The sequence below is a fragment of the Streptomyces sp. G-G2 genome, from assembly GCF_030063135.1.
In the GTDB taxonomy this organism is placed as follows: domain Bacteria; phylum Actinomycetota; class Actinomycetes; order Streptomycetales; family Streptomycetaceae; genus Streptomyces.
The window spans coordinates 47,472-70,799 of sequence record NZ_JASISO010000039.1 but is presented as its reverse complement, the minus strand read 5'-3'; the positions used below and the strand labels follow the sequence as shown (position 1 = coordinate 70,799).

General features: G+C 72.8%; 24 protein-coding genes and 1 tRNA gene. 15 read left to right on the top strand and 10 right to left on the bottom strand.

What is annotated here, in order from left to right:
* The first annotated feature begins 110 nt into the window (after positions 1-110).
* Complete coding sequence (locus tag QMF80_RS38405; protein ID WP_502962932.1) at positions 111-965, top strand: SigE family RNA polymerase sigma factor; 855 nt, start codon at positions 111-113, stop codon at positions 963-965.
* Positions 962-2,104 (top strand): hypothetical protein, encoded by a 1,143-nt coding sequence (locus tag QMF80_RS27460; RefSeq protein ID WP_283457968.1) that lies wholly within the window; start codon positions 962-964, stop codon positions 2,102-2,104. Before QMF80_RS38405 ends, QMF80_RS27460 begins: the two co-directional genes overlap by 4 nt.
* Here QMF80_RS27460 and QMF80_RS27455 read toward each other — a convergent pair.
* On the bottom strand, positions 2,073-2,897 hold the full coding sequence (locus QMF80_RS27455; protein WP_283457966.1) for an SURF1 family protein: 825 nt from the start codon (positions 2,895-2,897) through the stop codon (positions 2,073-2,075). The genes QMF80_RS27460 and QMF80_RS27455 overlap by 32 nt on opposite strands.
* A gap of 53 nt (positions 2,898-2,950) precedes the next feature.
* A complete protein-coding gene (locus QMF80_RS27450; protein ID WP_283457964.1) occupies positions 2,951-4,822 on the bottom strand; it encodes a S9 family peptidase in 1,872 nt (623 codons plus the stop codon).
* A gap of 87 nt (positions 4,823-4,909) precedes the next feature.
* On the opposite strand from QMF80_RS27450, the gene QMF80_RS27445 reads away from it, so the two are divergent.
* The 5 genes from QMF80_RS27445 (at position 4,910) to QMF80_RS27425 (ending at position 9,056) form a co-directional block, all read left to right on the top strand.
* On the top strand, positions 4,910-5,173 hold the full coding sequence (locus tag QMF80_RS27445; RefSeq protein WP_283457963.1) for a hypothetical protein: 264 nt from the start codon (positions 4,910-4,912) through the stop codon (positions 5,171-5,173).
* Between the two features lie 18 nt (positions 5,174-5,191).
* Entirely contained in the window at positions 5,192-6,514 is a 1,323-nt protein-coding gene (gene codA, locus QMF80_RS27440) for a cytosine deaminase (RefSeq protein WP_283457961.1), read from the top strand.
* Positions 6,515-6,553: 39 nt separating this feature from the next.
* A complete protein-coding gene (locus QMF80_RS27435; protein WP_283457960.1) occupies positions 6,554-7,132 on the top strand; it encodes an HD domain-containing protein in 579 nt (192 codons plus the stop codon).
* Between the two features lie 75 nt (positions 7,133-7,207).
* The gene (locus QMF80_RS27430; RefSeq protein WP_283457958.1) at positions 7,208-7,729 is read left to right on the top strand and encodes a DUF5956 family protein; all 522 of its coding nucleotides are present in this window, start codon (positions 7,208-7,210) and stop codon (positions 7,727-7,729) included.
* 34 nt (positions 7,730-7,763) lie between these two features.
* Complete coding sequence (locus QMF80_RS27425) at positions 7,764-9,056, top strand: SLC13 family permease (protein ID WP_283457956.1); 1,293 nt, start codon at positions 7,764-7,766, stop codon at positions 9,054-9,056.
* Positions 9,057-9,131: 75 nt separating this feature from the next.
* Here QMF80_RS27425 and QMF80_RS27420 read toward each other — a convergent pair.
* From QMF80_RS27420 to QMF80_RS27410, 3 genes are all read right to left on the bottom strand, one after another.
* Positions 9,132-9,205, bottom strand: a tRNA-Pro gene (locus QMF80_RS27420).
* A gap of 38 nt (positions 9,206-9,243) precedes the next feature.
* A complete protein-coding gene (locus QMF80_RS27415) occupies positions 9,244-9,924 on the bottom strand; it encodes a Pr6Pr family membrane protein (RefSeq protein WP_283457954.1) in 681 nt (226 codons plus the stop codon).
* Between the two features lie 11 nt (positions 9,925-9,935).
* Positions 9,936-10,874: a metallophosphoesterase gene (locus QMF80_RS27410; protein ID WP_283457952.1), complete on the bottom strand. Its 939-nt coding sequence runs from the start codon at positions 10,872-10,874 to the stop codon at positions 9,936-9,938.
* 67 nt (positions 10,875-10,941) lie between these two features.
* Here QMF80_RS27410 and QMF80_RS27405 point away from each other — a divergent pair, with 67 nt between their 5' ends.
* Positions 10,942-11,403 (top strand): GatB/YqeY domain-containing protein, encoded by a 462-nt coding sequence (locus QMF80_RS27405; RefSeq protein WP_283457951.1) that lies wholly within the window; start codon positions 10,942-10,944, stop codon positions 11,401-11,403.
* A gap of 156 nt (positions 11,404-11,559) precedes the next feature.
* Here the strand turns inward: QMF80_RS27405 and QMF80_RS27400 are convergent, their stop codons facing one another.
* Positions 11,560-13,878 carry a transglycosylase domain-containing protein gene (locus QMF80_RS27400; RefSeq protein WP_283457949.1) on the bottom strand — a complete coding sequence of 773 codons (2,319 nt, stop codon included), beginning with the start codon at positions 13,876-13,878 and terminating at the stop codon, positions 11,560-11,562.
* A 385-nt stretch (positions 13,879-14,263) separates the two neighbouring features.
* Here QMF80_RS27400 and QMF80_RS27395 point away from each other — a divergent pair, with 385 nt between their 5' ends.
* Positions 14,264-14,629: a WhiB family transcriptional regulator gene (locus QMF80_RS27395; protein WP_283458000.1), complete on the top strand. Its 366-nt coding sequence runs from the start codon at positions 14,264-14,266 to the stop codon at positions 14,627-14,629.
* A gap of 17 nt (positions 14,630-14,646) precedes the next feature.
* On the opposite strand, the gene bagB is transcribed toward QMF80_RS27395, so the two are convergent.
* Both bagB and bagA read right to left on the bottom strand, forming a co-directional pair.
* On the bottom strand, positions 14,647-16,047 hold the full coding sequence (gene bagB, locus QMF80_RS27390; RefSeq protein WP_502962931.1) for an ATPase BagB: 1,401 nt from the start codon (positions 16,045-16,047) through the stop codon (positions 14,647-14,649).
* Positions 16,044-17,024, bottom strand: coding sequence for an ATPase BagA (gene bagA, locus QMF80_RS27385; protein WP_283457947.1), 981 nt, complete (start codon positions 17,022-17,024; stop codon positions 16,044-16,046). The genes bagB and bagA overlap by 4 nt, the downstream gene beginning before the upstream one ends.
* A 96-nt stretch (positions 17,025-17,120) precedes the next feature.
* Here bagA and sp36 point away from each other — a divergent pair, with 96 nt between their 5' ends.
* The 4 genes from sp36 (at position 17,121) to QMF80_RS27365 (ending at position 19,661) form a co-directional block, all read left to right on the top strand.
* Positions 17,121-17,282, top strand: a complete 162-nt coding sequence (sp36, locus tag QMF80_RS27380; RefSeq protein WP_283457945.1) for a Sp36 family protein — start codon at positions 17,121-17,123, stop codon at positions 17,280-17,282.
* The gene (locus tag QMF80_RS27375; protein ID WP_283457943.1) at positions 17,279-17,758 is read left to right on the top strand and encodes a RidA family protein; all 480 of its coding nucleotides are present in this window, start codon (positions 17,279-17,281) and stop codon (positions 17,756-17,758) included. The genes sp36 and QMF80_RS27375 overlap by 4 nt, the downstream gene beginning before the upstream one ends.
* Positions 17,759-17,898: 140 nt before the next feature.
* Positions 17,899-18,810 carry an NUDIX hydrolase gene (locus QMF80_RS27370; RefSeq protein WP_283457941.1) on the top strand — a complete coding sequence of 304 codons (912 nt, stop codon included), beginning with the start codon at positions 17,899-17,901 and terminating at the stop codon, positions 18,808-18,810.
* Positions 18,807-19,661: an MBL fold metallo-hydrolase gene (locus QMF80_RS27365; RefSeq protein ID WP_283457939.1), complete on the top strand. Its 855-nt coding sequence runs from the start codon at positions 18,807-18,809 to the stop codon at positions 19,659-19,661. Before QMF80_RS27370 ends, QMF80_RS27365 begins: the two co-directional genes overlap by 4 nt.
* Positions 19,662-19,680: 19 nt before the next feature.
* Here QMF80_RS27365 and QMF80_RS27360 read toward each other — a convergent pair whose 3' ends face one another.
* On the bottom strand, positions 19,681-20,481 hold the full coding sequence (locus QMF80_RS27360) for a nucleotidyltransferase domain-containing protein (RefSeq protein ID WP_283457938.1): 801 nt from the start codon (positions 20,479-20,481) through the stop codon (positions 19,681-19,683).
* An 83-nt stretch (positions 20,482-20,564) separates the two neighbouring features.
* Positions 20,565-21,239 (bottom strand): Crp/Fnr family transcriptional regulator, encoded by a 675-nt coding sequence (locus QMF80_RS27355; protein WP_003981529.1) that lies wholly within the window; start codon positions 21,237-21,239, stop codon positions 20,565-20,567.
* A 378-nt stretch (positions 21,240-21,617) separates the two neighbouring features.
* Between QMF80_RS27355 and nth the strand changes: the two genes are divergently transcribed.
* On the top strand, positions 21,618-22,463 hold the full coding sequence (gene nth / locus QMF80_RS27350) for an endonuclease III (RefSeq protein WP_502962930.1): 846 nt from the start codon (positions 21,618-21,620) through the stop codon (positions 22,461-22,463).
* 88 nt (positions 22,464-22,551) lie between these two features.
* Positions 22,552-23,316, top strand: coding sequence for an NUDIX hydrolase (locus QMF80_RS27345; RefSeq protein ID WP_283457913.1), 765 nt, complete (start codon positions 22,552-22,554; stop codon positions 23,314-23,316).
* The last annotated feature ends 12 nt before the right edge of the window (positions 23,317-23,328 follow it).

Sequence of the window (23,328 nt, the reverse complement as noted above, 5' to 3'; positions counted from 1 at the left end):
AGATCCCTTGACCAAGGTGAAGAGCGGTTACGCATGAGGGCGGGCGACACAATGCTGGTGAGGCTGCCGCACGCGTACAACCCTGACCGGGGGACGCGTGTCCAACTGGCGTGGCAGAGGCATTGCTCGACTTCGTGGTTCCACCGGTGCGCACACGCCCACCGCTCCCCGGACGCTCCCGGCTCCCCGGAGGCTTCCCGGTGATCGTGCCCGTCCCGGCGGGAACGCCGGGCTCCGGCGCGCCGCTCGCGACCCCCGCGACGGCTGCGGCGCCCGCACCGGCCAGGGGGGGACGCGTGCCCTCCCCGCGTGACGGCGCCGACGGCGCGGTGCCGGAGGGCGTGGTGGCCGACGCGGCGGTGGCCGACGCGGCGGTGGCGGACGCGGTTGTGGCGGACGCGGTTGCGGCCGAAGCCGCGGTGGCCGAAACGGTCGTGGCCGAAGCCGTCGTGGCCGACGCTCCGCCCGTCGGGACCACCGTCGACCACCTCACCGAGACCTACCAGGCGCACTACCGCTCCCTGCTGGGCCTGGCCGCGCTGCTCCTCGACGACACCGCCTCCTGCGAGGACGTGGTCCAGGAGGCGTTCATCCGGGTCCACTCGGCGCGCAGCCGGGTCCGCGAGCCCGAGAAGACCCTGGCGTACCTGCGCCAGACCGTCGTCAACCTCTCGCGCTCCGCGCTGCGCCGCCGCATCATCGGCCTCAAGCTGCTGTCGAAGCCGATGCCGGACATGGCGAGCGCCGAGGAGGGCGCGTACGAGCAACTGGAGCGGGACGACCTGATCAAATCGATGCGCGGACTCCAGCGCCGCCAGCGCGAGGTGCTGGTGCTGCGCTATTTCGCGGACATGACGGAGGCCCAGGTCGCCGAGACGCTCGGGATATCCCTGGGCTCGGTCAAGGCGTACGGATCGCGGGGCATTGCCGCGCTGCGGGTGGCGATGGAGGCTGCGCAGTCATGAACGACCAGGTGAACGGCTCCCCGGACGAGAACCGCGAGCACGGGCCGGAGCACGGGCGCGGTCACGGGCCACTGGGCGGGCACGGGCAGGAGGACGAGCTGCTGGTGCTGCGCGGGCTGCTGCACGGAGCCGTCGGGGGCCTCGCGCCCTCGGACGGCGCCCTGGAGCGGCTGCGCCACGCCGTCCCGGCCCGCAGGGCCCGTAAGCGGCGGGTCGTCATCGGCGCCGCCGCGGCCGTGCTGCTGTGCGGTACGGCCGTCCCGGCGGCCCTGCACCTGACGGCGGCCCAGGGCACGGAGGGCGACCACTCGGCGATGGCGGGCCACGGCGAGTCCGCGGCCGGCACGCCGGACACGACCTCCGACCCGCACGCCGCGGGCGCGGGCGAGAGCCCCCGGTTCACCCAGGCCCCCGGCTACGACCAGGGCGCGGGCGGTGTCACCGGAACCCCGCCGCCGGGCGCGCCGCCCCTGACGACGGGCGGGACCACCGCCGGACCGTCCTCGACGGGCGCGGCGACCGGCGGCGGCCCGCTGCTGCCCCCCGGCGGCGCGGCCCCGGAATCGCCCGGCTGCGGCGCGGCCCAGCTGGGCGTGCTCGCCAGCGCGCGCACCCCGGACGCGGACGGCAAGGTGTACGGCAGCTTCCGGGTCACCAACGTCTCGGCCAGCGGCTGTACCGTCACCGGACCCGACACCGTCACGGCGGCGCCGACCACCGGCGCGGCCGTCGGGCAGGGCCCGGTCACGGTCCTCGCGCACACCGCGAGCGACCCCGCGACCGGGCTGCCGGATCCGGTCGTCGAGGCCCCGTCCCTGCTGCTCCAGCCGAACATGGCCTACGAGGTGCGCTTCGCGTGGGTGCCCTCGGCCACGGCCTGTACGGGCACGGGAGCGGAGCCGGGCGGCAAGCCGCCGCAGGGCGGTACAGCGGATGCCCCGGCCGCCCGGACCTCGGGCGCCGACGCGGGCGCGGGTCCGGAGCCGAGCACCGGGCCCAGTCCTGAGGGCGCCGGGGTGGCGCTCACGCACACCCCGCAGCCGGGCGCGCCGGTCACCCGGACGACCATCCCCGCGGCCTGCGGGGGGACGGTCTACCGGACGGGCGTCATCGCGCTGGATGCGGCGCCGAAGCCGTAGCCTCGGCGCCGACGGGCCCGGCGCAGGGTTGCGCCGGGTCCTGCGGCAGCAGCCCGGCCTCGGCGTCGCGCAGGGTCTCGACCTCGCGCCGGTAGAGGCGGAACCACATGAAGAGCACGAAGGCGGAGAAGACGAACCACTCGCCGGTGTAACCGAGGTTCTGGAAGGCCTTGAGGTCGAGCCCGGTGTTCGTCGGGGCCTTCGCCGGTACCGGAGTCATCCCGTCCGAAGCCGTCGGTACGGTCAGCCACGCGTCGTACAGCCCGTACGGCACCAGGTTGACCAGCGAGGCCGCCCCGATCACCCCGAGCTGCCCGGCGGGCAGGCCGCCCTGCGCGTGGACGCCCTTGGTGCTGGAGTTCTCCGGGGCCTGGAGCACGCCGGAGACCTGGACCGGACCGGTCGGCGGAGCCGGGGCGCGGGCCGGGTCCGGGGTTCCCGGGAGCCAGCCGCGGACCACCGGAACGGCCTTGCCGCCCTCGGTGCGCAGCAGCGTCAGCACGTAGAAGCCGGGCTTCCCGTCGAGCTCGCGGTCGGGGACCAGCAGCTGCTCGGCGTACACCCCGGAAGCGGAGGCAAGACGTCCGGAGGTCTGGGTGTCCACCGGGAGCAGGGAGTCCAGCGGAGCGGCGTTCCGGTCGGCGGGCCGCTGCGCGGTCGCCTCCCGGTGGCTGCCGACGCGGTCCTCGAACCGGCCGAGCTGCCACGTCCCCATGAACAGACAGAAGGGAACGGCCAGCACGACGAAGACGTTGATCCCCCACCAGCGCGGGGTCAGGAGAAACCGGTGCACCCCACCACCGTACGGGGGGCGCACCGGTCGCTTCGTCCCGGGTCGGGGCCCGCTCAGGCCCCGGAGCCCCGCGGCAAGTGCTTCAGCGCGAAGTCCAGCTCCATCCGGACCTGCTTGATCCGCTCCTCCACGACGAGCGAGCCGTGCCCGGCGTCGTAGCGGTAGACCTCGTGCTCGGCGCCGCGCGCCGCCAGCCGCTCGATGTAGTTGTCGATCTGCCGGATCGGGCAGCGCGGGTCGTTGACTCCCGCCGCGATGTGCACGGGCGCGCGCACCGCGTCCACGTAGGTCAGTGGCGAGGAGGCGGCGAAGCGGTCCGGCACCTCCGCGGGCGTCCCGCCGAAGAGGGTCCGGTCCAGCGCCTTGAGCGGCTCCATCTCGTCCTCGTACGCCGCCACGTAGTCGGCGACGGGCACCGCGGCCAGCCCCACGGCCCACACCTCGGGCTGCGTGCCGAGGCCCAGGAGGCTCAGGTAGCCGCCCCACGAGCCGCCGGACAGCACCAGGCGCGCCGGGTCGGCGAGCCCGGACTCCACCGCCCACGCGCGTACGGCGCCGATGTCCTCCAGCTCGATCAGTCCGATCCGGTGCTTGAGCGCGTCGGTCCACTCGCGCCCGTACCCTGTCGAGCCCCGGTAGTTGACCCGGACCACCGCGAACCCGTGGTCCAGCCAGGCCGCGGGGGTGGCGGCGAAGGCGTCGCTGTCGTGCCAGGTCGGCCCGCCGTGGATCTCGAACACGGTCGGGAAGGGCCCGTCCCCGTGCCCGGTGGGGCGCTGCGCCAGGGCGTGGATCCGGCCGCCCGGGCCCTCCACCCACACGTCCTCGACCGGGACCGAGCCCGGCGGCCGCAAGCCCGGCGGATCCAGGACGACCGCGCCGGTGGTGGACCGTACCGAGGCGGGCTCGGCGGCCGAGGACCACTGGTACTCCACGGTGCCGTCGGGGCGGGCGGTCGCGCCCGAGACCGTACCGGGCGGGGTGTCCACCCGGGTCAGCTCCCGCGTCGCGAGGTCGTAGCGCCACAGCTCGCCGCGTGCCTCGAACTCGTGTGCGATCAGTAGGGCGCTGCCGTCCGGGTACCACTCGGCGCTCACGTCGCCGGGCAGGTCGATCTCCAGGTCCTGCTCGGTGCCCGCCACGACGTCCCACACCATCGGCTCCCAGCGGCCGCGCCGCTGGTGGCCCACCAGCAGCCGGTTGTCGCCCTCGACCGGCGCGAAGCCGAGCGCGGACAGCCCCAGCTCCTGCGTTCCGCCCTTCGAGTCGTCCAGCTCGGCCACGGTCGCCCCGTCCAGGGTGACCACGCGCAGCGAGGAGTGCATCGCGTCGCCGTGCTCGGTGTGCTCGATCACGATGAGCGTGCCGTCGCGCGAGAGGTCGCCCACGCCGGCCGACTCGTGGTGGCGGTAGATCTCCACCGGCTCCGCGCCGGGGCGTACGACGTGCAGCGTCGAGCCGTCCTCGTCGGTGGACCGGCCCACCACCGCGGTGCCGTCCCGGCCGATCGCCAGCCCGCCCGGGTAGGAGGCCTCCAGGCCGGGGGTGGCGGGCTCGTCGGGGCCGCCCGCGAAGGGCTGGCGCACCCACACGCCGAACTCGTCGCCGTCGGTGTCGGAGAACCACCAGATCCACTCGCCGTCGGGGGAGAGGGTGCCGTCGGTGGTGCCGTTCGGGCGGTCGGTGGCCTGGCGCTGCGCGCCGGTCGCCCGGTCCCACGCGTACAGCTCGTAGGTCCCCGTCGCGTTGGAGACGAAGAGGCTGCGGTCCGGGGCGTCCTCGGCCCAGTCGGGCAGGCCGACGCGGGGCGCCCGGAAGCGCTTCTCCCAGTCGGGCACGGCGTCCCCGGTCGTGTCCCCGGTCGCGCCGTCGGTCGCGCCGTCGGTCAGGTCGCCGCTCACATCGCTCGTCACATCGCTGGTCATGCGCCCCATTCTCGCCGCACCGGCCCCCGGGATGCCGACGGATGCGGACGGCGGGACAGTGGGGGGACGTACCGAGGAGGCGGGACCATGGCGAAGAAGGACCACGGCGGCAAGGGCGGCGGCAAGAGCGGTGCCAAGGGCGGCGCCAAGAGCGAGGCCAAGAGCGACGCCAAGGGCGGCCACCACGACAGCCACCACGACGGCCGTCACGACGGCCACCACGACTCCGAACGCGCGCTCGCGAAGAACACGGCCGCCGAGGCGCGCGCCAAGGCGGCCGTGCGCGACGTCCAGTCCGTGTCGGCGAAGACCCGCGGCATGCAGCAGAAGGCGCAGGCCAAGCGGGGCTGACCGCTATAGCGTGACGCCATGCGGATGATCGTCCGGGGCGCCCGGCTGCACACAGGAGAGGGCCGGGGCGCGGTCGCCCCGGGCCTGGTCGACGTGGAAGTGGCCGAGGACGGCAGGATCGCCCGGCTCATCCCGCACGACGACGAGCGCGAACCCCCCGAGACGGGAACCCTGATCGACGCGCACGGCGGGCTGCTGACCGCCCCCTTCGTCGAACCGCACATCCACCTCGACACCGCGCTGACCGCGGGCGAGCCCCGCTGGAACACCTCCGGCACCCTCTGGGAGGGCATCGCCTGCTGGAGCGAGCGCAAGGCGGTCCTGACCCGCGAGGACGTGATCGCGCGCGCGAGCGAGGTGCTGCGCTGGCAGGCCGCCCAGGGCGTGCTGTACGTCCGTACGCACTGCGACGTCACCGACCCCGGCCTGATCGCGCTCGACGCGCTGGCGGAGGTCCGCGACCGGGTGCGCGACGTGATGACCCTGCAGATCGTCGCCTTCCCGCAGGAGGGCATCGCCTCCTTCCCCGACGGCGAGCGGCTGATGCGCGAGGCGGTGGTGCGCGGCGCGGACGTGATCGGCGCGATCCCGCACTTCGAGGACACCCGCGAGGACGGGGTCGACTCGCTGCGCTTCGCCTTCGAACTCGCCGAGCGGCACGGTCTGCGCGTGGACGCCCACTGCGACGAGATCGACGACGAGCAGTCCCGGTTCGTGGAGGTACTGGCGACCCTGGCCCTGCGGTCCGGGCTCCGCGAGCGGGCGACCGCCTCCCACACCACGGCGATGGGTTCCTACAACGGCGCCTACAGCTTCAAACTCCAGCGGCTGCTGGAGCGCTCCGGGATCAACCTGGTGTGCAACCCCTTCGCCAACCTCAACCTCCAGGGCCGCTTCGACGACTACCCCAAGCGGCGTGGCCTCACCCAGGTCAAGGAGATGCTCGCGGCGGGCGTCAATGTGGCCTTCGGCCACGACGACGTGATGGACCCGTGGAACGCGCTGGGCACCGGGAACCCGCTCCAGACCGCCCTGGTCGGCCTGTACGCCGCCCAGTTGACGGGAACGCGGGAGATCCCCACCGCGTTCTCCATGGTGACCGACCGCGCGGCCCGCGTGCTCGGGCTGGACTCCGACGCGTACGGGGTGGCGGAGGGCGCCGTCGCCAACTTCGTTCTGCTGCCCGCGCCTTCGCCGTCCGAGGCGCTGCGCCGCCAGGTCCGCCCGCGCTGCGTGGTCTCGCACGGCCGGATCCTCGCCGAGACCCCGTCGGCGCCCACCGTGCTGAGCTGGCCCGGCGAGATCCCGGAGCCGGTGGACTTCACCCGCCGTCTACAGTGACCCGCGTCAACCGGCGTATGGCGGAGGGGAACGAACGGCATGTGGACGATAGCGGGACGATCGGCCGAGGCGGCACGGGACATCGCCGCGGAGTATGCGGATGAGGCGCTGTTCAACCATTCCGTACGCTCGTACGCCTTCGGCGCGCGCTACGCCGCCGAGCACGGCCTCGCGTACGACGAGGAGCTGTTCTACGTCGCCGCCCTCCTTCACGACCTGGGCCTGACCGCGCCCTTCGACAGCCACACCCTCCCCTTCGAGGAGGCCGGCGGCCACGTGGCCCGCGTCCTGACGGCGGGCCTCGGCTGGGCCCCGGCGCGGCGCGCCCGCGCCGAGGAGATCATCGTCCTGCACATGCGCGAGGACGTCACCGCCGACGAGGACGTGGAGAGCCACCTCCTCCAGGTGGGCACCAGCGCCGACGTGTCGGGCCTGCGGGTGACGGAGTTCGACGAGGGGTTCCGCGCCGAGCTGCTCGCCGCGTACCCGCGCGCGGACTTCGGCGCGTCCTTCCTGGCCCTCTTCGAGGACCAAGCGGCCCGCAAGCCGCACTGCTCGGCGGCCGGCCTGGTCGCGAGCGGCATGGCGGACCGGATCGCGAAGAACCCGCTGGGCTGAGGGGCCGTCCGGGTCCTCGGCCTGACGGGCCGGGTCCTCCCCGGGACCGGCCCCCGTCCTCGATACCCTGCGCCCATGTCATGGGACTGGGACGAGAACGGACCCCCGCACCCCCTCGCGCTGCGCCGGCCCGGCCGCAGCGAACTGGAGCCGGACCGGCTGCCCGAGGTGCGCGAACTGGAGGTGCTCGGCTGGGAACCCGCCCCCGAGCGGGCCCTGTGGGTGTTCCTGCCGTACGTCTGGCCCGCGGCCGCCCGCACCTGGGTGCCCGACCGCTCCACCCGGTGGGCCGTGGAGACCCGGCTGGACGGCCACGGCGCCGTCACCGACGTCGAGTGCGCCCCGCTCGCGGACGCCGACCTGCACGACCTGGACACCGAGGCCGAGACCGCCCTGTCCGCCCTGGCCCTGCCACCCCGCCCGGCGTCCCGCCTGTGGCTCCTGCGTCCGGTGGGCCCCTTCGCGGACCTGGAGGCCGTACTGGCCCACCTGCGGGCGGTGGCCGACGAACGCGAGGTGCCGCTGGACCGGGCGTCGAAGCCCCTCATGGAACTGGTCCGCCGGGAACTGGACGCGCTGCTCGACTCGGCCGGGTGAACCGCCCGGGCCGGCGGCTGAAATGATCGGGCACATGCCGCTCCAGCCGACCGGACCCTCCTTCGCGCCGTTCGACGCCGTCTCGTTCTCCGTCTCGCTGGCCGCGCTGCTGGTGGTGCTGGTGTGCGCGGTGGTCCGCCCCTTCGGCCGCCCCGAAGCCTTCTTCGCCGTCCCCGCCGCCGCCGTGGTCATCGGCTGCGGGGCGATCGGCCTGGACGCGGTCCGGGAGGAGGCCGAACGCCTCGGCCCGGTGATCGGCTTCCTCGCCGCCGTCCTGGTCCTCGCGAAGCTCTGCGCCGACGAGGGGCTCTTCCACGCCTGTGGCACCTGGATGGCCCGCTGGGCCGCGGGCCGCCCCCGCCGACTGCTCGGCGCCGTCTTCGGGCTCGCCTCGCTGATCACCGCCGCCCTGAGCCTGGACGCCACCGTCGTGCTGCTCACCCCGGTCGTCTTCGCCACCGCCGCCCGGATGGGCGCCCGGCCCGCGCCCCACCTCTACGCCTGCGCGCACCTGTCGAACACGGCGTCACTGCTGCTGCCCGTCTCCAACCTCACCAACCTGCTGGCCTTCGCCGCGAGCGGCCTGAGCTTCACCCGTTTCGCGGTCCTGATGACCCTGCCGTGGCTGATCGCGATCGCCGTCGAGTACGTCGCCTTCCGCCACTTCTTCGCCGCCGACCTCGATGCCGAACCGGCCGCGCGGGACGCGCCCGAGCCGCCCGAACTGCCGCTGTTCGCGCTGCTGACGGTCGCCGGGACACTGGCCGGGTTCGCCCTGGCGTCGGCCGTCGGGGCCGACCCGGCCTGGGCCGCCGCCGCGGGGGCCCTGGTGCTGGGGGTCCGGGCGCTGGCCCGGCGCCGCACCACCCCGGTCGCGATCGTGCGCTCGGCCGCGCTGCCGTTCCTCGCGTTCGTCCTGGCCCTGGGCATCGTCGTACGGGCCCTGGTCGACAACGGCCTCGGCGCGGCCCTGGCCCACGCCATCCCCGAGGGAACCACCCTGCCCGCACTGCTCGCCCTGGCCGCCCTCGCCGCCGTACTGGCCAACCTGATCAACAACCTGCCCGCGGTGCTGGCCCTGGTCCCCCTGGCCGCCCCGGCGGGCCCCGGCGCGGTGCTCGCCGTACTCCTGGGCGTGAACATCGGCCCGAACCTCACCTACGCGGGCTCCCTGGCCACCCTGCTCTGGCGCCGCATCGCCCACCAGCACGAGCACGAGGTGGAGCTGCGCGAGTTCACCCGCCTCGGCCTGCTGACCACCCCGGCCTCCCTGGCCCTGTCGACCGCGGCCCTGTGGCTCTCCCTCCAAGCCACTGGCACCACCTGACCCGCGCCGCCCGACGGGGAACGCAGGAAGGGCCCGATCCGCATTGCGGATCAGGCCCTATGCCTTCTTACGAAGTCGGGGTGGCGGGATTTGAACCCACGACCTCTTCGTCCCGAACGAAGCGCGCTGCCAAGCTGCGCTACACCCCGATCGCCGCCCGGTGATGTTGCTGCCCTGGCGACATCGATTACTTTAGCGGACCGTCGGCCGGAGACGAAATCCGGTTTTCGCGCGGGGCGGGCGGGGTCGGGCGGAAGTGGTCGGCCGTGACCAGGGCGAGGCCCAGGGCGTAGAAGGCCAGGCCGAGCACGAGGCCGTTCACCGCGACGCGCGGGTAGCCGTACTGGGCCACGTCGAGGAAGGGGTACGTGTACCGCGTCTTCGTGCCCGGCGACAGGAGCGCGCCCCGGACGAGGGCGAAGGCCAGGTAGAGCGCGGGGAAGGCCAGCCACCGCGCCGCGTGTCGCGGGCGGAGCGCGCGCGGGGCCGTGAGGAGCAGGAAGTCCAGCAGGGCGCCGATTGGGGTGACCGTGTGCAGGAGCTGGTTCGAGGCGGCCCGGGCGCCGCTCAGCTCGTTGAGGTCCTCGACCACGTTGAAGGGGCTCGACGCGTTGTCCAGGACCAGGTGGAAGACCAGGCCGGTGATCAGGATGAAGAGCAGGACCCCGCCCCGCCACAGCGGGTCCACGTCCGGGTGGCCGCGCCAGGCGCGGGCGGCGGACAGGGCGAAGGCCGCCGCCACCAGGATGTTCGTCCAGATGGTGAAGAAGCTCAGGGCGACGGGAACGCTCCCGTAGGCGCACTCGATCACGACGCCCACGGCCGCCGCCAGCGCGATCAGGGCGCGGAAGGCGGCCGTCGCGATCACCGGGCCCCGGCTCAGGGCGCGGCCGTCAGGGTCAGCAGGGTCGCTTCCGGCGGGCAGGCGAAGCGGACCGGGGTGAACCGGTTCGTGCCGCAGCCCGCCGAGACGTGGAGGTACGAGCGGTGCCCGGCGGCCTCGTGCGTGGAGAGCCCCTTCACCCGCTTGGTGTCCAGGTCGCAGTTGGTGACCAGGGCGCCGTAGAAGGGGACGCACAGCTGTCCGCCGTGCGTGTGCCCCGCGAGGATCAGCGGGTAGCCGTCCGCCGTGAAGGATTCGAGGGTCCGCAGGTACGGGGCGTGCACGACGGCGAGCGAGAAGTCCGCGTCCGTCTCCGGTCCGCCCGCCACCCGCTCGTAGCGGTCCCGCTTGATGTGCGGGTCGTCCAGGCCGGTGAAGGCCAGCTCCAGCCCGTCGAGCTTCATCCGGGCCCGGGTGTTGGTGAGGTTCAGCCAGCCCGCCGCGTCGAAGGCGTCCCGCAGGCCCTCCCACGGATTGTGGACGGCGCCGACGACCGGCTTGTTGCCGTTCAGCCCGTGCTTGCCCTGGGTCTTCTCGATCAGGTAGCGCCCGGGATTGCGCAGCCGCGGCCCGTAGTAGTCGTTGGAGCCGAAGACGTACGCGCCGGGGAACTCCATCAGCGGGCCGAGCGCGTCGAGCACCTCCGGTACGCCTTCGGTGTCCGAGAGGTTGTCGCCGGTGTTGACCACGAAGTCGGGCCGCAGCCCGGCCAGGGACTGGAGCCAGGCGCGCTTCTTGCGCTGCCCGCTCACCATGTGGATGTCCGACACCTGAAGGACCCGCAGGGGCCGCATCCCGCGGGGCAGGACCGGCACGGTCACCCGGCGCAGCCGGAAGGACCGGGCTTCGAAACCGGCGGCGTAGGCCACACCGGCGACTCCCGCGGCGGCGATGCCCGCGGTGACCTTCAGGGGGATTCCGTAACGCGCACGCATGGCCCCATCGTCGCAGACCGGGAAAACCGGCGGGCGCCAGCGCCCCCGCACCTGGCAGACTCGACCCATGACCACGCTCAAGGCCAAGCTCAGGGAAGACCTCACCGTCGCCATCAAGGCGCGCGACGAACTCCGCTCGTCCACGCTGCGACTGACCCTCACCGCCATCACCAAGGAGGAGGTCGCGGGCAAGGAAGCGCGCGAGCTCTCCGACGACGAAGTCGTCAAGGTGATCGCCAAGGAGGCGAAGAAGCGCCGTGAGGCCGCCGAGGCCTTCGCCCAGGGCGGCCGGAGCGAGCAGTCCGCGCGGGAGGTCGCCGAGGGCGAGGTGCTGGACGCGTACCTGCCCAAGCAGCTCAGTGACGACGAGCTGACCGCGATCGTGGCGGCGGCCGTCGAGGAGGCCAAGGCGGCGGGTGCCGAGGGGCCGCGGGCCATGGGCGCCGTCATGAAGATCGTGAACCCGAAGGTCGCCGGACTGGCGGAGGGCGGGCGCGTCGCCGCCACCGTCAAGCAGCTCCTCGCCTAGCGCGCACGATCGACTGGCGGGCGCGACCGGCCAGCGCGCACGATCGACTGGCGGGCACGACCGGCCAGCGCGCACGACCCGCCCCGCGCGGAACGCACGGAGGGCCCCGGCCGCCATCACGGCGGCCGGGGCCCTCTGCTCATGTTCCGCGCCGCTCTACGGGCGGCCCGTGTTCCCGCCCAGGAATCCCGGCGGGATCCTGATGCCTGTGTTCGGGCCCGCCGGATCACCGGCGCCCGGGTCGCCGGTGGCCGCGCCCGCGATCGTCTGACCGGCGGCGCCGTCCCCCGGCTTGCCGTCGCCGCCCCGGCCGGGCTTGCCCGGCTTGCCGGGCTTGCCCGGGTTCGTGGTGGGAGGGGTGGCGTTGCCGCGGCCGCCGCCCGACGGGGCCGAGGGCTCCGGGATGTTGACCGTGGTGAAGGAGGGGGCCTCGCGCCCGGACAGGGCGCCCGAGACGGCGTCCTTCCAGATCGGGCCGGGCAGGCCACCGCCGAAGACCTTCGGGTAGTACTGCCCGCCGATGGTGATGTCCTCCATCGAGATCTTCTTCACGCCGCCCGAACCGACCCACACCGCGCCGGACATGTTCGGCGTGTAGCCGACGAACCAGGCGTTGTAGCGGCTGTCCGTGGTACCCGTCTTGCCCGCGCTGTCGCGGTCGGTCAGACCGGCCTTCTCGCCGGTACCGGAGTCGACCACTCCGCGCAGCAGGGTGTTGATGGTGTCCGCGGTCGTCTCCGACATCGCCTGCCCGCACTTGGACTTCGGCACCTGGAGCGCCTTGTTGTGCGAGTCGGTGATCGCCTCGATCGCGACCGGGGTGCAGTAGACACCGCGGTTGGCGAAGGTGGCGTACGCGTTGGCCATCGTCAGCGGGGACATCTCGGCGGAGCCGAGCGCGATGGACGGGGACTCGGGGAGCTTCTCGCCGCTGGCCGGGACGACGTTCATCTTCTGCGTCATCTCGGTCACCGGGCACAGCCCGATCTCGCCGATCATCTGGACGAAGTACGTGTTGATGGACTTCTCCATCGCCGTCTTCAGCGCGTACGGGCCGAACTCCTCCTCGGTCTCGTTCTGCGCCTTCTCGAACTTCCCGGTCTTCGGGTCGCGCTGGTTGACGTACTGCGTGCCGTCGCAGCGCGAGATCGGGCTCGGGTAGTCGATCTCGTACGGCGCCGGGTACGACTTGGTCGGCGCCGTGCCGCGCTCGATGGCCGCGGCCGCGATGAACGGCTTGAAGGTGGAACCCGTCTGGAAGCCGAAGTTGGAGCCGCCCATCCGCTTGTCCACGGAGTAGTTGATCTGCGTCTCGTTCTTCCCGAAGCCGTACGGCTTCGACTGGCCCATCGCCAGTACCCGTCCGGTGCCCGGCTGGACCATCGTCACGGCCGTCGCGATCGAGTCGTCCGCGTAGACGTGCTCCTTGATCGAGGCGTTGGCCGACTCCTGCGACTGCGGGTCAAGGGTGGTGCGTACGGTCAGGCCGCCCTGGTTCCAGACCTTCGCCCGTTCCTCCCGGGTCTTGCCGAAGACCGCGTCGGACAGGAAGGTGTTGCGCACGTAGTCGCAGAAGAAGCCCGCGCCCTTGACGGCGGTGATGCAGCCGTTCTTGGGGCGCGTCACCTTGAGGGTGACGGGCTTGGCCTTCGCCGCGTCCGCCTCCGCCTGCGAGACGTCCTTCATGTCGGCCATCCGCTGGAGGACGACGTTGCGGCGCTTCATCGACTCGGCCGAGTCGTTGACCGGGTCGAACCGGCTCGGAGACTGGACGATGCCCGCGAGCAGCGCGGCCTCGTCCAGGGTGAGGTCCTTGGCGGGCTTGCTGAAGTAGCGCTGGGCCGCCGACTCGATTCCGTAGGCCTGCTGGCCGAAGTACGTGATGTTGAGGTAGTTCTCCAGGATCTTCTTCTTGCCGAGCTCCTCCTCGACCTGGATCGAGTACTTGAGTTCGCGGATCTTGCGCCCGAGGCTCTTCTCCTGGGCCTCGCGCACCTTGCTCAGGTCGTCGCCAGCCTCTTCGACGAACACGTTCTTCACGTACTGCTGCGTCAGCGTGGAGGCGCCCTGTGCGGCGCCGCCTTCCTGCGCGTTCCGGTTCACGGCGCGCAGGATGCCCTTGAGGTCCACCGCGCCGTGTTCGTAGAAACGCGAGTCCTCGATCGCGACGATCGCCTTCTGCATGTACGGAGAGACCGCGGTGAGCGGGACCACCTGACGGTCACGTGAATAGACAGTGGCGATCAAGCCACCTTCGGAGTCCAGAATCGTGGTGCGCTGGCTCAGCGGCGGTGTCTTGAGATTGGCCGGGATCTCGTCGAATCCCTCGACCGTGCCCTTGGCCGCGAGGCCCAGCGCGCCCGCGCCGGGGATCGCGATGCCGGCGAGGACGACTCCGGCGAGAACGGACACCCCGAGGAACCTGGCGGCCTGTTGGCTCCCCGAGAGCCCTCCGCTTGAGCGCTTCTTTCCCATGAAGGGCAGCCTACGTTCTCATTCGCCGGACACGCGCGAATGCCTTGGCCTAAGCTGGCAACAACTGTCACAGCAGTGGTACGCGACATCAACCCCGCGGCTTGATTTTCACCCTCCCCGAATGGGGTGAACTCGTGTCCGAATCTCGCGCCTCGCTCGGGCGGCTCCCTATCGATTCACCCCAATTGCCGGAATGGTCGGGCATGTCGTCCGATCACTCCGTCGGGTGATCTGCCGCTTACCCATAGTCCGTTCGGACCATTCAAGATTGGGCCCGACGGGGGTGTTGCACTGTGCCTACCTTCCGTAACGTCCTCAACTGGCAGCGGTGAATATGCCGCTGCCGCCGTGGGGGAGCCTCGATTCGGGAGAGGACGGCGCCGGGATGGGCTGGGTTACCGACTGGAGTGCGCAGGCAGCCTGCCGCACTACCGATCCGGATGAACTATTTGTTCAAGGAGCGGCACAGAACAGGGCCAAGGCGGTGTGCACCGGTTGCCCGGTGCGGACCGAATGCCTGGCCGATGCGCTCGACAACCGCGTCGAGTTCGGCGTGTGGGGCGGAATGACCGAGCGGGAACGTCGCGCACTGCTGCGCCGGCGCCCCACCGTCACCTCGTGGCGACGGCTGCTCGAAACCGCCCGTACGGAGTACGAGCGCAGTACGGGCATCCTCACCGTGGATGTGGATGTCGACGCGATCGATGCGGAGGTCGATCTTCGGTTCGAGACGTACGCGGCAGCCGGGTAGACCCCCGCGCGGCCCGTCTACGCTCCGGCCGGTACCCCGGCCGCGAGCCTTTCTCCGATGGCCCGCAGCCCGGCGAGGTCGTGTACATCGCCGGGCAGGGCGGCCACTTCGGCCACCGCCACTTCGGGGTGCAGTGAAGTGAAGCGATCGCGTGTGCGCTGTTCGCGCGCGATCACCTGCATGCGCTCGGCGTGCAGACGCAGCAGACCGGCCGTGATCTCGTCCGCTGTGATCGCGCCCGCCGTGCCGTCGGCGTCGTCCGTACCGTGGGCGCCGTCCGCGCTGTCGGCGTCGTCCGTGGTGCCGTTCCCGTCCGTGCTGTTCCCTGCCGTGCCGCTCTCGTCACTGGTGCTGTCGGCCGCCGGAACGTCGGTGGGGGAGTCGTCCGCACCGGAGCCACGATCTCCAGCTTTCCCGGACTCCTGATCGACAATGCCGCCCTCTTCAAGATTCTCTGCGGCGGCCAGCGCCCGCTCCGCCGAGAGCTGGTCGGCGCCACTGCCGTGCACCCGGTTCAGCACGAGCCCGGCCAGCGGCATCCGTTCCGCGGCCAGCCGCTCCACGAAGTACGCCGCCTCGCGCACCGCGTCCTCCTCCGGCGCCGCGACCACGAGGAAGGCCGTACCGGGGGCCTGCAGCAGCCGGTACGTCGCGTCCGCGCGGGTCCGGAAGCCGCCGAACATCGTGTCCATCGCGGCCACGAAGGTCTGTACGTCCTTCAGCAGCGAGGCACCCATCAGCTTGCTCAGGGTCCCCGTCATCATCGACATGCCGACATTGAGGAACTTCATCCCGGCCCGGCCGCCGACCTTCGCCGGAGCCATCAGCACCCGGATGAACTTCCCGTCCAGGAAGGACCCCAGCCGCTTCGGGGCGTCCAGGAAGTCCAGCGCCGACCGGCTCGGCGGGGTGTCGACGATGATCAGGTCCCAGTCGTCGCGGGCGCGCAGCTGCCCGAGCTTCTCCATCGCCATGTACTCCTGCGTGCCCGCGAACCCGGCCGACAGGGACTGGTAGAAGGGGTTCTCCAGGATGGCCTGCGCCCGCTCGGCGTCCGCGTGCCCCTCGACGATCTCGTCGAAGGTCCGCTTCATGTCGAGCATCATGGCGTGCAGTTCGCCGGTGCCCGCGCTGTCGTCGCCCGCCACGCCCGCCACCCGGCGCGGGGTGTTGTCGAGGGAGTCGATGCCCAGCGACTGGGCCAGTCTGCGCGCCGGGTCGATGGTCAGGACCACCACCTTGCGCCCGCGCTCCGCCGCGCGGACGCCGAGCGCGGCGGCCGTGGTGGTCTTGCCCACGCCACCCGAGCCGCAGCACACGATGATCCGGGTGCCCGCGTCGTCGAGCAGCGCGTCGACCGCCAGCCGCGGCGGAGTGTCCAGGCCCATGGTCCCCGCGCTCCCCAGGTTCTCGCTCATTCGGTCCCCACCTGCTTGCGGAGCTCCGTCGCCAGCTCGTACAGCCCGGCCAGGTCCACCCCGGCGCCGAGCTGCGGAAGTTCGTACGCCGCTACGTCGAGCCCCTCCAGGACCGCCCGTTGCTCCCGCTCCAGCTCGACCCGCCCCGCGTGCTCCGCGGCCTGCTCCAGCAGGGGGTCCAGCAGCCGCTCCGCCAGGCCCCCGCGCCGGGCGCCGCCCAGGCCCGCCCGGGACAGCGACTTCGCCAGCTCGGCGCGGCGCTCCCCGGCGGCCGCCCGCAGGGTTCCCTCGTCGAGGTGGTGCGGGCGCGTCATGTTGACGATGATCCGGCCGACCGGCAGCCCGACCCCGCGCAGTTCGGCGATGCCGTCCGCGGTCTCCTGGACCGGCATCTCCTCCAGCAGCGTCACCAGGTGCACCGCCGTCTCGGGGGACTTCAGCACCTTCATGACGGCCTGTGCCTGGTTGTGGATCGGCCCGAACCGGGCCAGTCCGGCCACCTCGTCGTTGACGTTCAGGAACCGGGTGATCCGCCCGGTCGGCGGCGCGTCCATCACGACGTGGTCGTAGACGAACCGGCCCGCCTTGTCCTTGCGCCGCACCGCCTCGCACGCCTTGCCGGTCAGCAGCACGTCCCGCAGCCCCGGCGCGATCGTCGTCGCGAAGTCGATGGCGCCCAGCTTCTTCAGGGCGCGCCCTGCCGAGCCGAGCTTGTAGAACATCTGGAGATAGTCCAGCAGGGCCCGCTCCGCGTCGATGGCGAGCCCGAACACCTCACCGCCGCCCGGGGCGACGGCGATCTTCCGTTCCTCGTACGGCAGCGCGTCCGCGCCGAAGAGCCGCGCGATCCCCTGCCTGCCCTCCACCTCCACCAGAAGCGTGCGTCCGCCCTCACGTGCGAGGGCGAGCGCGAATGCCGCGGCGACCGTGGTCTTTCCGGTGCCGCCCTTGCCGCTGACCACCTGGAGCCTGCTCACAGCGACCGAGCCTAATTCCTCGGCGGCGGTGACGTGGGCGGTGGGGGCAGGACGGGTCGCGCATCACGTCCCGGGACAGGCACTACGCTCGCTCCCATGACCAAGAAGTTCGAATATGCGACCGTCCCGCTGCTTGTCCACGCCACCAAGCAGATCCTGGACACCTGGGGCGAGGACGGCTGGGAGCTCATCCAGGTCGTGCCCGGCCCGAACAACCCCGAGCAGCTCGTGGCGTACCTGAAGCGGGAGAAGGCATGAGCACCGGTGCCGTCGAGGCGAAGCTGGCCGAGCTGGGCCTGACCCTGCCCGAGGTCGTGCCGCCGCTGGCCACCTACCAGCCGGCCGTGCGCTCGGGTGCGTACGTCTACACCGCGGGCCAGCTCCCGATGGTGAAGGGCAGCCTTCCGGTCACCGGCAAGGTCGGTGCGGAGGTCTCGCCGGAGCAGGCGAAGGAACTGGCCGCGATCTGCGCGCTGAACGCGCTGGCGGCCGTGAAGTCGGTCGTGGGCGACCTCGACCGGATCGCGCGCGTCGTGAAGGTCGTCGGGTTCGTCGCCTCGGCGCCGGACTTCACCGGCCAGCCGGGCGTGCTGAACGGCGCGAGTGAGCTGCTCGGCGAGGTGCTCGGTGAGCGTGGCGTGCACGCGCGCAGCGCGGTCGGCGTGGCGGTCCTCCCGCTGGACGCGCCGGTCGAGGTCGAGATCCTGGTGGAACTGACCCCGGACCCCGCCTAGCCCGTCCAGCCCGTCCAGCCCGCTTCCGGGACGGGGCCCACCGCCCCGTCCCGGCCCGGTCCCGCCGACCGGAGGCCGGGAGAGGGGGGTCACCTCCGGGGGGCCTCGAACATCGCGCCGGTTCCCCGTAGCATCCCGCCATGCCGAATGATCAGCACGGTCAGTCGCCCAGCCCGCCCCCGGGCGGCCAGTGGTACCCCCCGGAGTGGCCCGACCGCATCCGGGCCCTCGCGGACGGCACCCTCACCCCGGTGCGGCCCCGCCGTGCCGCCACCGTGATGCTGCTGCGCGACCAGGACACCGGCCCCGCCGTGCACATGCTCCGCCGCCGCACCTCGATGGCCTTCGCCGGTGGCGCGTACGCCTACCCCGGCGGCGGGGTCGACCCCCGCGACGAGGACCACCGGATCGGCTGGGCGGGGCCGTCCCTGGACGCGTGGGCCGCCCGTATGGGTACGGACACCGCCACCGCCCAGGCCATCATCTGCGGCGCGGTCCGCGAGACCTTCGAGGAGGCCGGGGTCCTGCTCGCGGGCGAGGGCCCCGACACCGTCGTCGGCGACACCACCGGGGACGACTGGGAGGCCGACCGGCTGGCCCTGGTCGCCCGGGAGCTGTCCTTCGCCGAGTTCCTGGACCGCCGCGGCCTGCGACTGCGGTCCGACCTGCTCGGCGCCTGGGCCCGCTGGATCACCCCGGAGTTCGAACCGCGCCGCTACGACACCTGGTTCTTCGTGGCCGCCCTCCCCACCGGCCAGCGCACCCGCAACGCCTCCACCGAGGCCGACCGGACCGTGTGGATCCGCCCGGCCGAGGCCGCCGCCGGATACGACGGGGGCGAGCTGCTGATGATGCCGCCGACCATCTCCACCCTGCGCTCGCTGGAGCCGTACGGGAGCGCCGCCGAGGCCCTCGCCGCGGCCGCCGGGCAGGATCTGAACCCGGTGCTGGCCCAGGCCGTACTGGAGGGCGGCGAGCTGGTGCTCAGCTGGCCCGGCCACGACGAGTTCACCAAGCGGGTCCGGCAGGGCGGTCCGGGAGGCACGGCGTGAGCGACGCGGCCGCCCTCCCCGGCCAGCCGCGCGGAGTCGTCACCTCCGGTCCGGCCACCACCCGCGCGGTCAACGTCCTGGCCCCCAACGCCTCCGCGATGACCCTGGACGGCACCAACACCTGGCTGGTCTCCGAACCGGACTCCGACCTCGCCGTCGTCATCGACCCCGGCCCGCTGGACGAGGGCCACCTGCGGGCCGTCGTCGACACCGCCGAACGGGCGGGCAAGCGGATCGCGCTGACCCTCCTCACCCACGGCCACTTCGACCACGCCGAGGGCGCCGGCCGCTTCGCCGAACTGACCGGCACCAAGGTGCGCGCCCTCGACCCGGCGCTGCGCCTGGGCGACGAGGGCCTCGCGGGCGGCGACGTCATCCGGGTCGGCGGCCTGGAACTGCTGGTCGTGCCCACCCCGGGCCACACCGGGGACTCGCTCTGCTTCCACCTCCCGGCCGACCGCGCCGTCCTGACCGGCGACACCGTCCTCGGCCGCGGTACCACGGTCGTCGCCCACCCCGACGGCCGCCTCGGCGACTACCTCGACTCGTTGCGCCGGCTGCGCTCCCTGACCGTCGACGACGGTGTGCGTACGGTCCTGCCGGGCCACGGGCCGGTCCTGGAGGACGCGCAGGGCGCGGTGGAGTTCTACCTCGCCCACCGCGCGCACCGGCTCGCCCAGGTCGAGACGGCCGTGGAGAACGGTTTCAGCACGCCCGAGCAGGTCGTCGCCCGTGTCTACGCCGACGTGGACCCCTCGCTGTGGCCCGCCGCCGAATGGTCCGTACGCGCCCAGCTGGAGTACCTGCGCGAGCACGGCCTGATCCCGGGCGGCCCGGAGCAGGACTGCTGACGACCGCGCGTTCCCCGGGTCAGCGGGGGGACGCGCGGCCCGGCCGGGCGGCGTGCTCCGCCGCCAGCCACGGCCCGAGGTCCTCCAGGAACGTCCGCAGGACCTCCGGATCGGCGCCCGGGTCCAGCCCTTCGGCCGCCGCCGCCCGCATCTGCGCGGCCCGCCCGGGGTAGTACCCGCCGAAGACCTCCGCGGACTCGGCGAGGTCACTGGTCCAGCCGCCCCACCGGGGCATGACCAGGGTGAACCCGATCCGTACGAGCCGTCGCGCCAGGAACCGGTTCAGCCGCCGCACCTCCGCGTCCGTCCGCGCGGCCGCGGCCTGTTCCCGGGCCCGCGCGAGTACGTCGTCCAGGTCCCCGTAGACCTTCCCGGCGAGCAGGGCGTCCGGCCGGTACCGCGGCAGGTGCTCGGCCAGGTCGGCCCCGAGCAGCGGGGTGCACAGGCAGGCCAGGAACCAGCCCAGATCGTGCCGCTCCGCCTCGCTGAGCAGGGTCTCCTTGCCGTGGAGCAGCACCCCGGCCCCGTCGATCTCCGGGAAGTCCTGGTCGAGCCCGCGCTCCAGCACCTCGGCGGTGTCCCGGTCCTCACCGGTCGGCTCGCGGTGCAGGGCGATCAGTAGATCGAGACCGGAGCGCCCGGGGCGGGCGGTGCCGCGCGGGACGGACCCGTAGAGGTAGGCGCTGTGCAGCCGCTGCCCGTACGCCTCGGCGGTCCGCGCCCGCGCGGCGGCGACCACTGCCGCGAACCCCGGCGGCACCCGCCCCAGCGACCCCTCGCGCGAGATGTACCCCTCGGAGTCGAGGCCCCTGTGTCCCATGCGGCTCACTGTGGCAGCGCGAAGGGGGCCCCGCCCTTCCGGGCCGGACCCCCCCGCGTACGTCTCGGCGTGACGGCCGGGCGTCAGCGCGAGCGCTTCGCCAGCCGCTCCACGTCGAGCAGGATCACGGCACGTGCCTCCAGGCGCAGCCAGCCGCGCCCGGCGAAGTCGGCCAGGGCCTTGTTCACGGTCTCGCGGGAGGCGCCGACGAGCTGGGCCAGCTCCTCCTGGGTGAGGTCGTGCACGACGTGGATGCCCTCTTCGGACTGCACGCCGAAGCGGCGCGACAGGTCCAGGAGCGCCCGGGCCACGCGGCCCGGCACGTCGGAGAAGACCAGGTCGGACATCTGGTCGTTGGTCTTGCGCAGGCGGCGGGCCACGGCGCGCAGCAGCGCGGTCGCGACCTCGGGGCGGGCGTTCAGCCAGGGCTGGAGGTCGCCGTGGCCGAGGCCGAGCAGCTTGACCTCGGTCAGCGCGGTCGCCGTGGCGGTGCGCGGGCCCGGGTCGAAGAGGGACAGCTCACCGATCAGCTCGCCGGGGCCGAGTACGGCCAGCATGTTCTCGCGCCCGTCGGGCGAGGTGCGGTGCAGCTTCACCTTGCCCTCGGTCACCACGTACAGGCGGTCACCGGGGTCGCCTTCGTGGAACAGGGCGTCACCGCGGGCGAGGGTCACCTCGCCCATGGATGCGCGGAGCTCCGCGGCCTGCTCGTCATCGAGCGCCGCGAAGAGCGGGGCGCGCCGCAGAACGTCGTCCACGAGTCTCTCTCCTATGTCGACCGGCGTCAGGGGACCTACGGCCCCATTTTGCCGGACGCCTCAAACAGTGCGATCAGTCACAAGGATGCCGGACGTACGGGTGTGCTGTGCGGCGAGGGGCCAATCGGAGGGGTGTTACCAGAGGTCCGGGCGGGTGTCAGCGCCCGGCCTTAGGCTGGCCGGGTGTCCGATAAGCCAGTGAGAGCACAGGCCAAGGGGTCCGTGGGTGTGACTGAGACCGATAATTCTGCTGTGGGCGAACAACCCCCTTCCGGGTCGGCTCCGGCGGGGTCTCCCACTGCAAAGAGCAAAGATTCAGCCAAGAAACGCGCCCCGGCGGCGACCGGGTCCACGAAGGCCGCGAAGCCGCCGAAAACGGTGACGGCCGCGAACTCCGCCGAACCGGTGACGGCCGCGAAGCCATCGAAGCCGCCGAAGCCGGCGCGCGCCGCGAACCCGGAATCGCGCCTCGCCATGGTCCGGCGCGCCCGCCGGATCAACCGGGAGCTGGCCGAGGTCTATCCGTACGCCCATCCGGAACTGGACTTCCGCAACCCCTTCGAGCTGCTGGTCGCCACCGTGCTCTCCGCGCAGACCACCGACCTGCGGGTGAACCAGACCACCCCGGCCCTCTTCGCCGCCTACCCCACCCCCGAGGACATGGCGGCGGCCGTGCCCGAGGAGCTGGAGCAGATCATCCGGCCGACCGGGTTCTTCCGGGCGAAGGCCAGGTCCCTGCTGGGCCTGTCGGCCGCCCTGCGGGATTCCTTCGGCGGCGAGGTGCCGGGCCGGATCGAGGACCTGGTGACGCTGCCCGGTGTGGGCCGCAAGACCGCCAATGTCGTCCTCGGCAATGCCTTCGGCGTCCCCGGGATCACGGTCGACACCCACTTCGGCCGGCTGGTGCGCCGCTGGAAGCTGACCGAGCAGGAGGACCCGGAGAAGGTCGAGGCGGAGATCTGCGCGATCTTCCCGAAGAGCGAGTGGACGATGCTCTCGCACCGGACCGTCTTCCACGGCCGCCGGATCTGCCACTCCCGCAAACCCGCCTGCGGAGCCTGCCCGATCGCCCCGCTCTGCCCGTCGTACGGGGAGGGCGAGACGGACCCGGAGAAGGCGAAGCTGCTGCTCAAGTACGAGATGGGCGGCTATCCGGGCCAGCGGCTGAGCCCACCGGCCGACTATCCGGGCCGCCCGGCGCCCCCGCTCGGCGCGGGGGCCTAGCGCGGGCCCAGCAGTGACGTCTCGAGGAACGAATCCGGCCGCCGACCGCGTTGTCCGGTTGCCGGGAGTACAGGGAGCAGGGGTGCCTATGACGCGCGGGACGCAGGACGACAGCGTGACCACCGAGGCCGGAGCCGGAGCCGACACCGGTCGTGGGGGGACGTACGGGGCTGCGCGCGGGCGGGGTCCGGCCACCGTCAGCGCGCGGGGGCTGCCCGGCTGGCTCGACCCGGTGGTCACCGCCGCCCGGACCGTCCGGCCGGCCCAGCTGAGCCGCTTCCTGCCCCCGGAGGACGGCGCGGGCCGCCAGTCCGCCGTCCTGGTCCTCTTCGGCGAGGGCGCTCGCGGCCCCGAGCTGCTGCTGATGGAGCGGGCGAGCACCTTGCGCTCCCATGCGGGCCAGCCGTCGTTCCCGGGCGGCGCGCTCGACCCTGAGGACGGCGATCCGCACACCACGGGCCCGCTGCGGGCCGCGCTGCGCGAGGCCGAGGAGGAGACCGGGCTGGACCCGTCCGGGGTGCAGCTGTTCGGCGTGCTGCCCCGCCTCTACATCCCGGTCAGCGAGTTCGTCGTGACGCCCGTGCTCGGCTGGTGGCGCGAGCCCAGCCCGGTGGGGGCCGTGGACCTCGCGGAGACCGCCCGGGTCTTCACGGTTCCCGTGGCGGATCTCACGGACCCCGGTCACCGGGTCACCGTCGTGCACCCCGGCGGCTACCAAGGCCCCGCCTTCCAGGTCGAATCGGCTCTGGTCTGGGGTTTTACCGCCGGAGTGATCGACCGGCTGCTGCATTTCTCCGGATGGGAGCGTCCATGGGACCGCACCCGCCAGGTCCCCCTCGACTGGCGCGCATGAGACGGTGGCCCA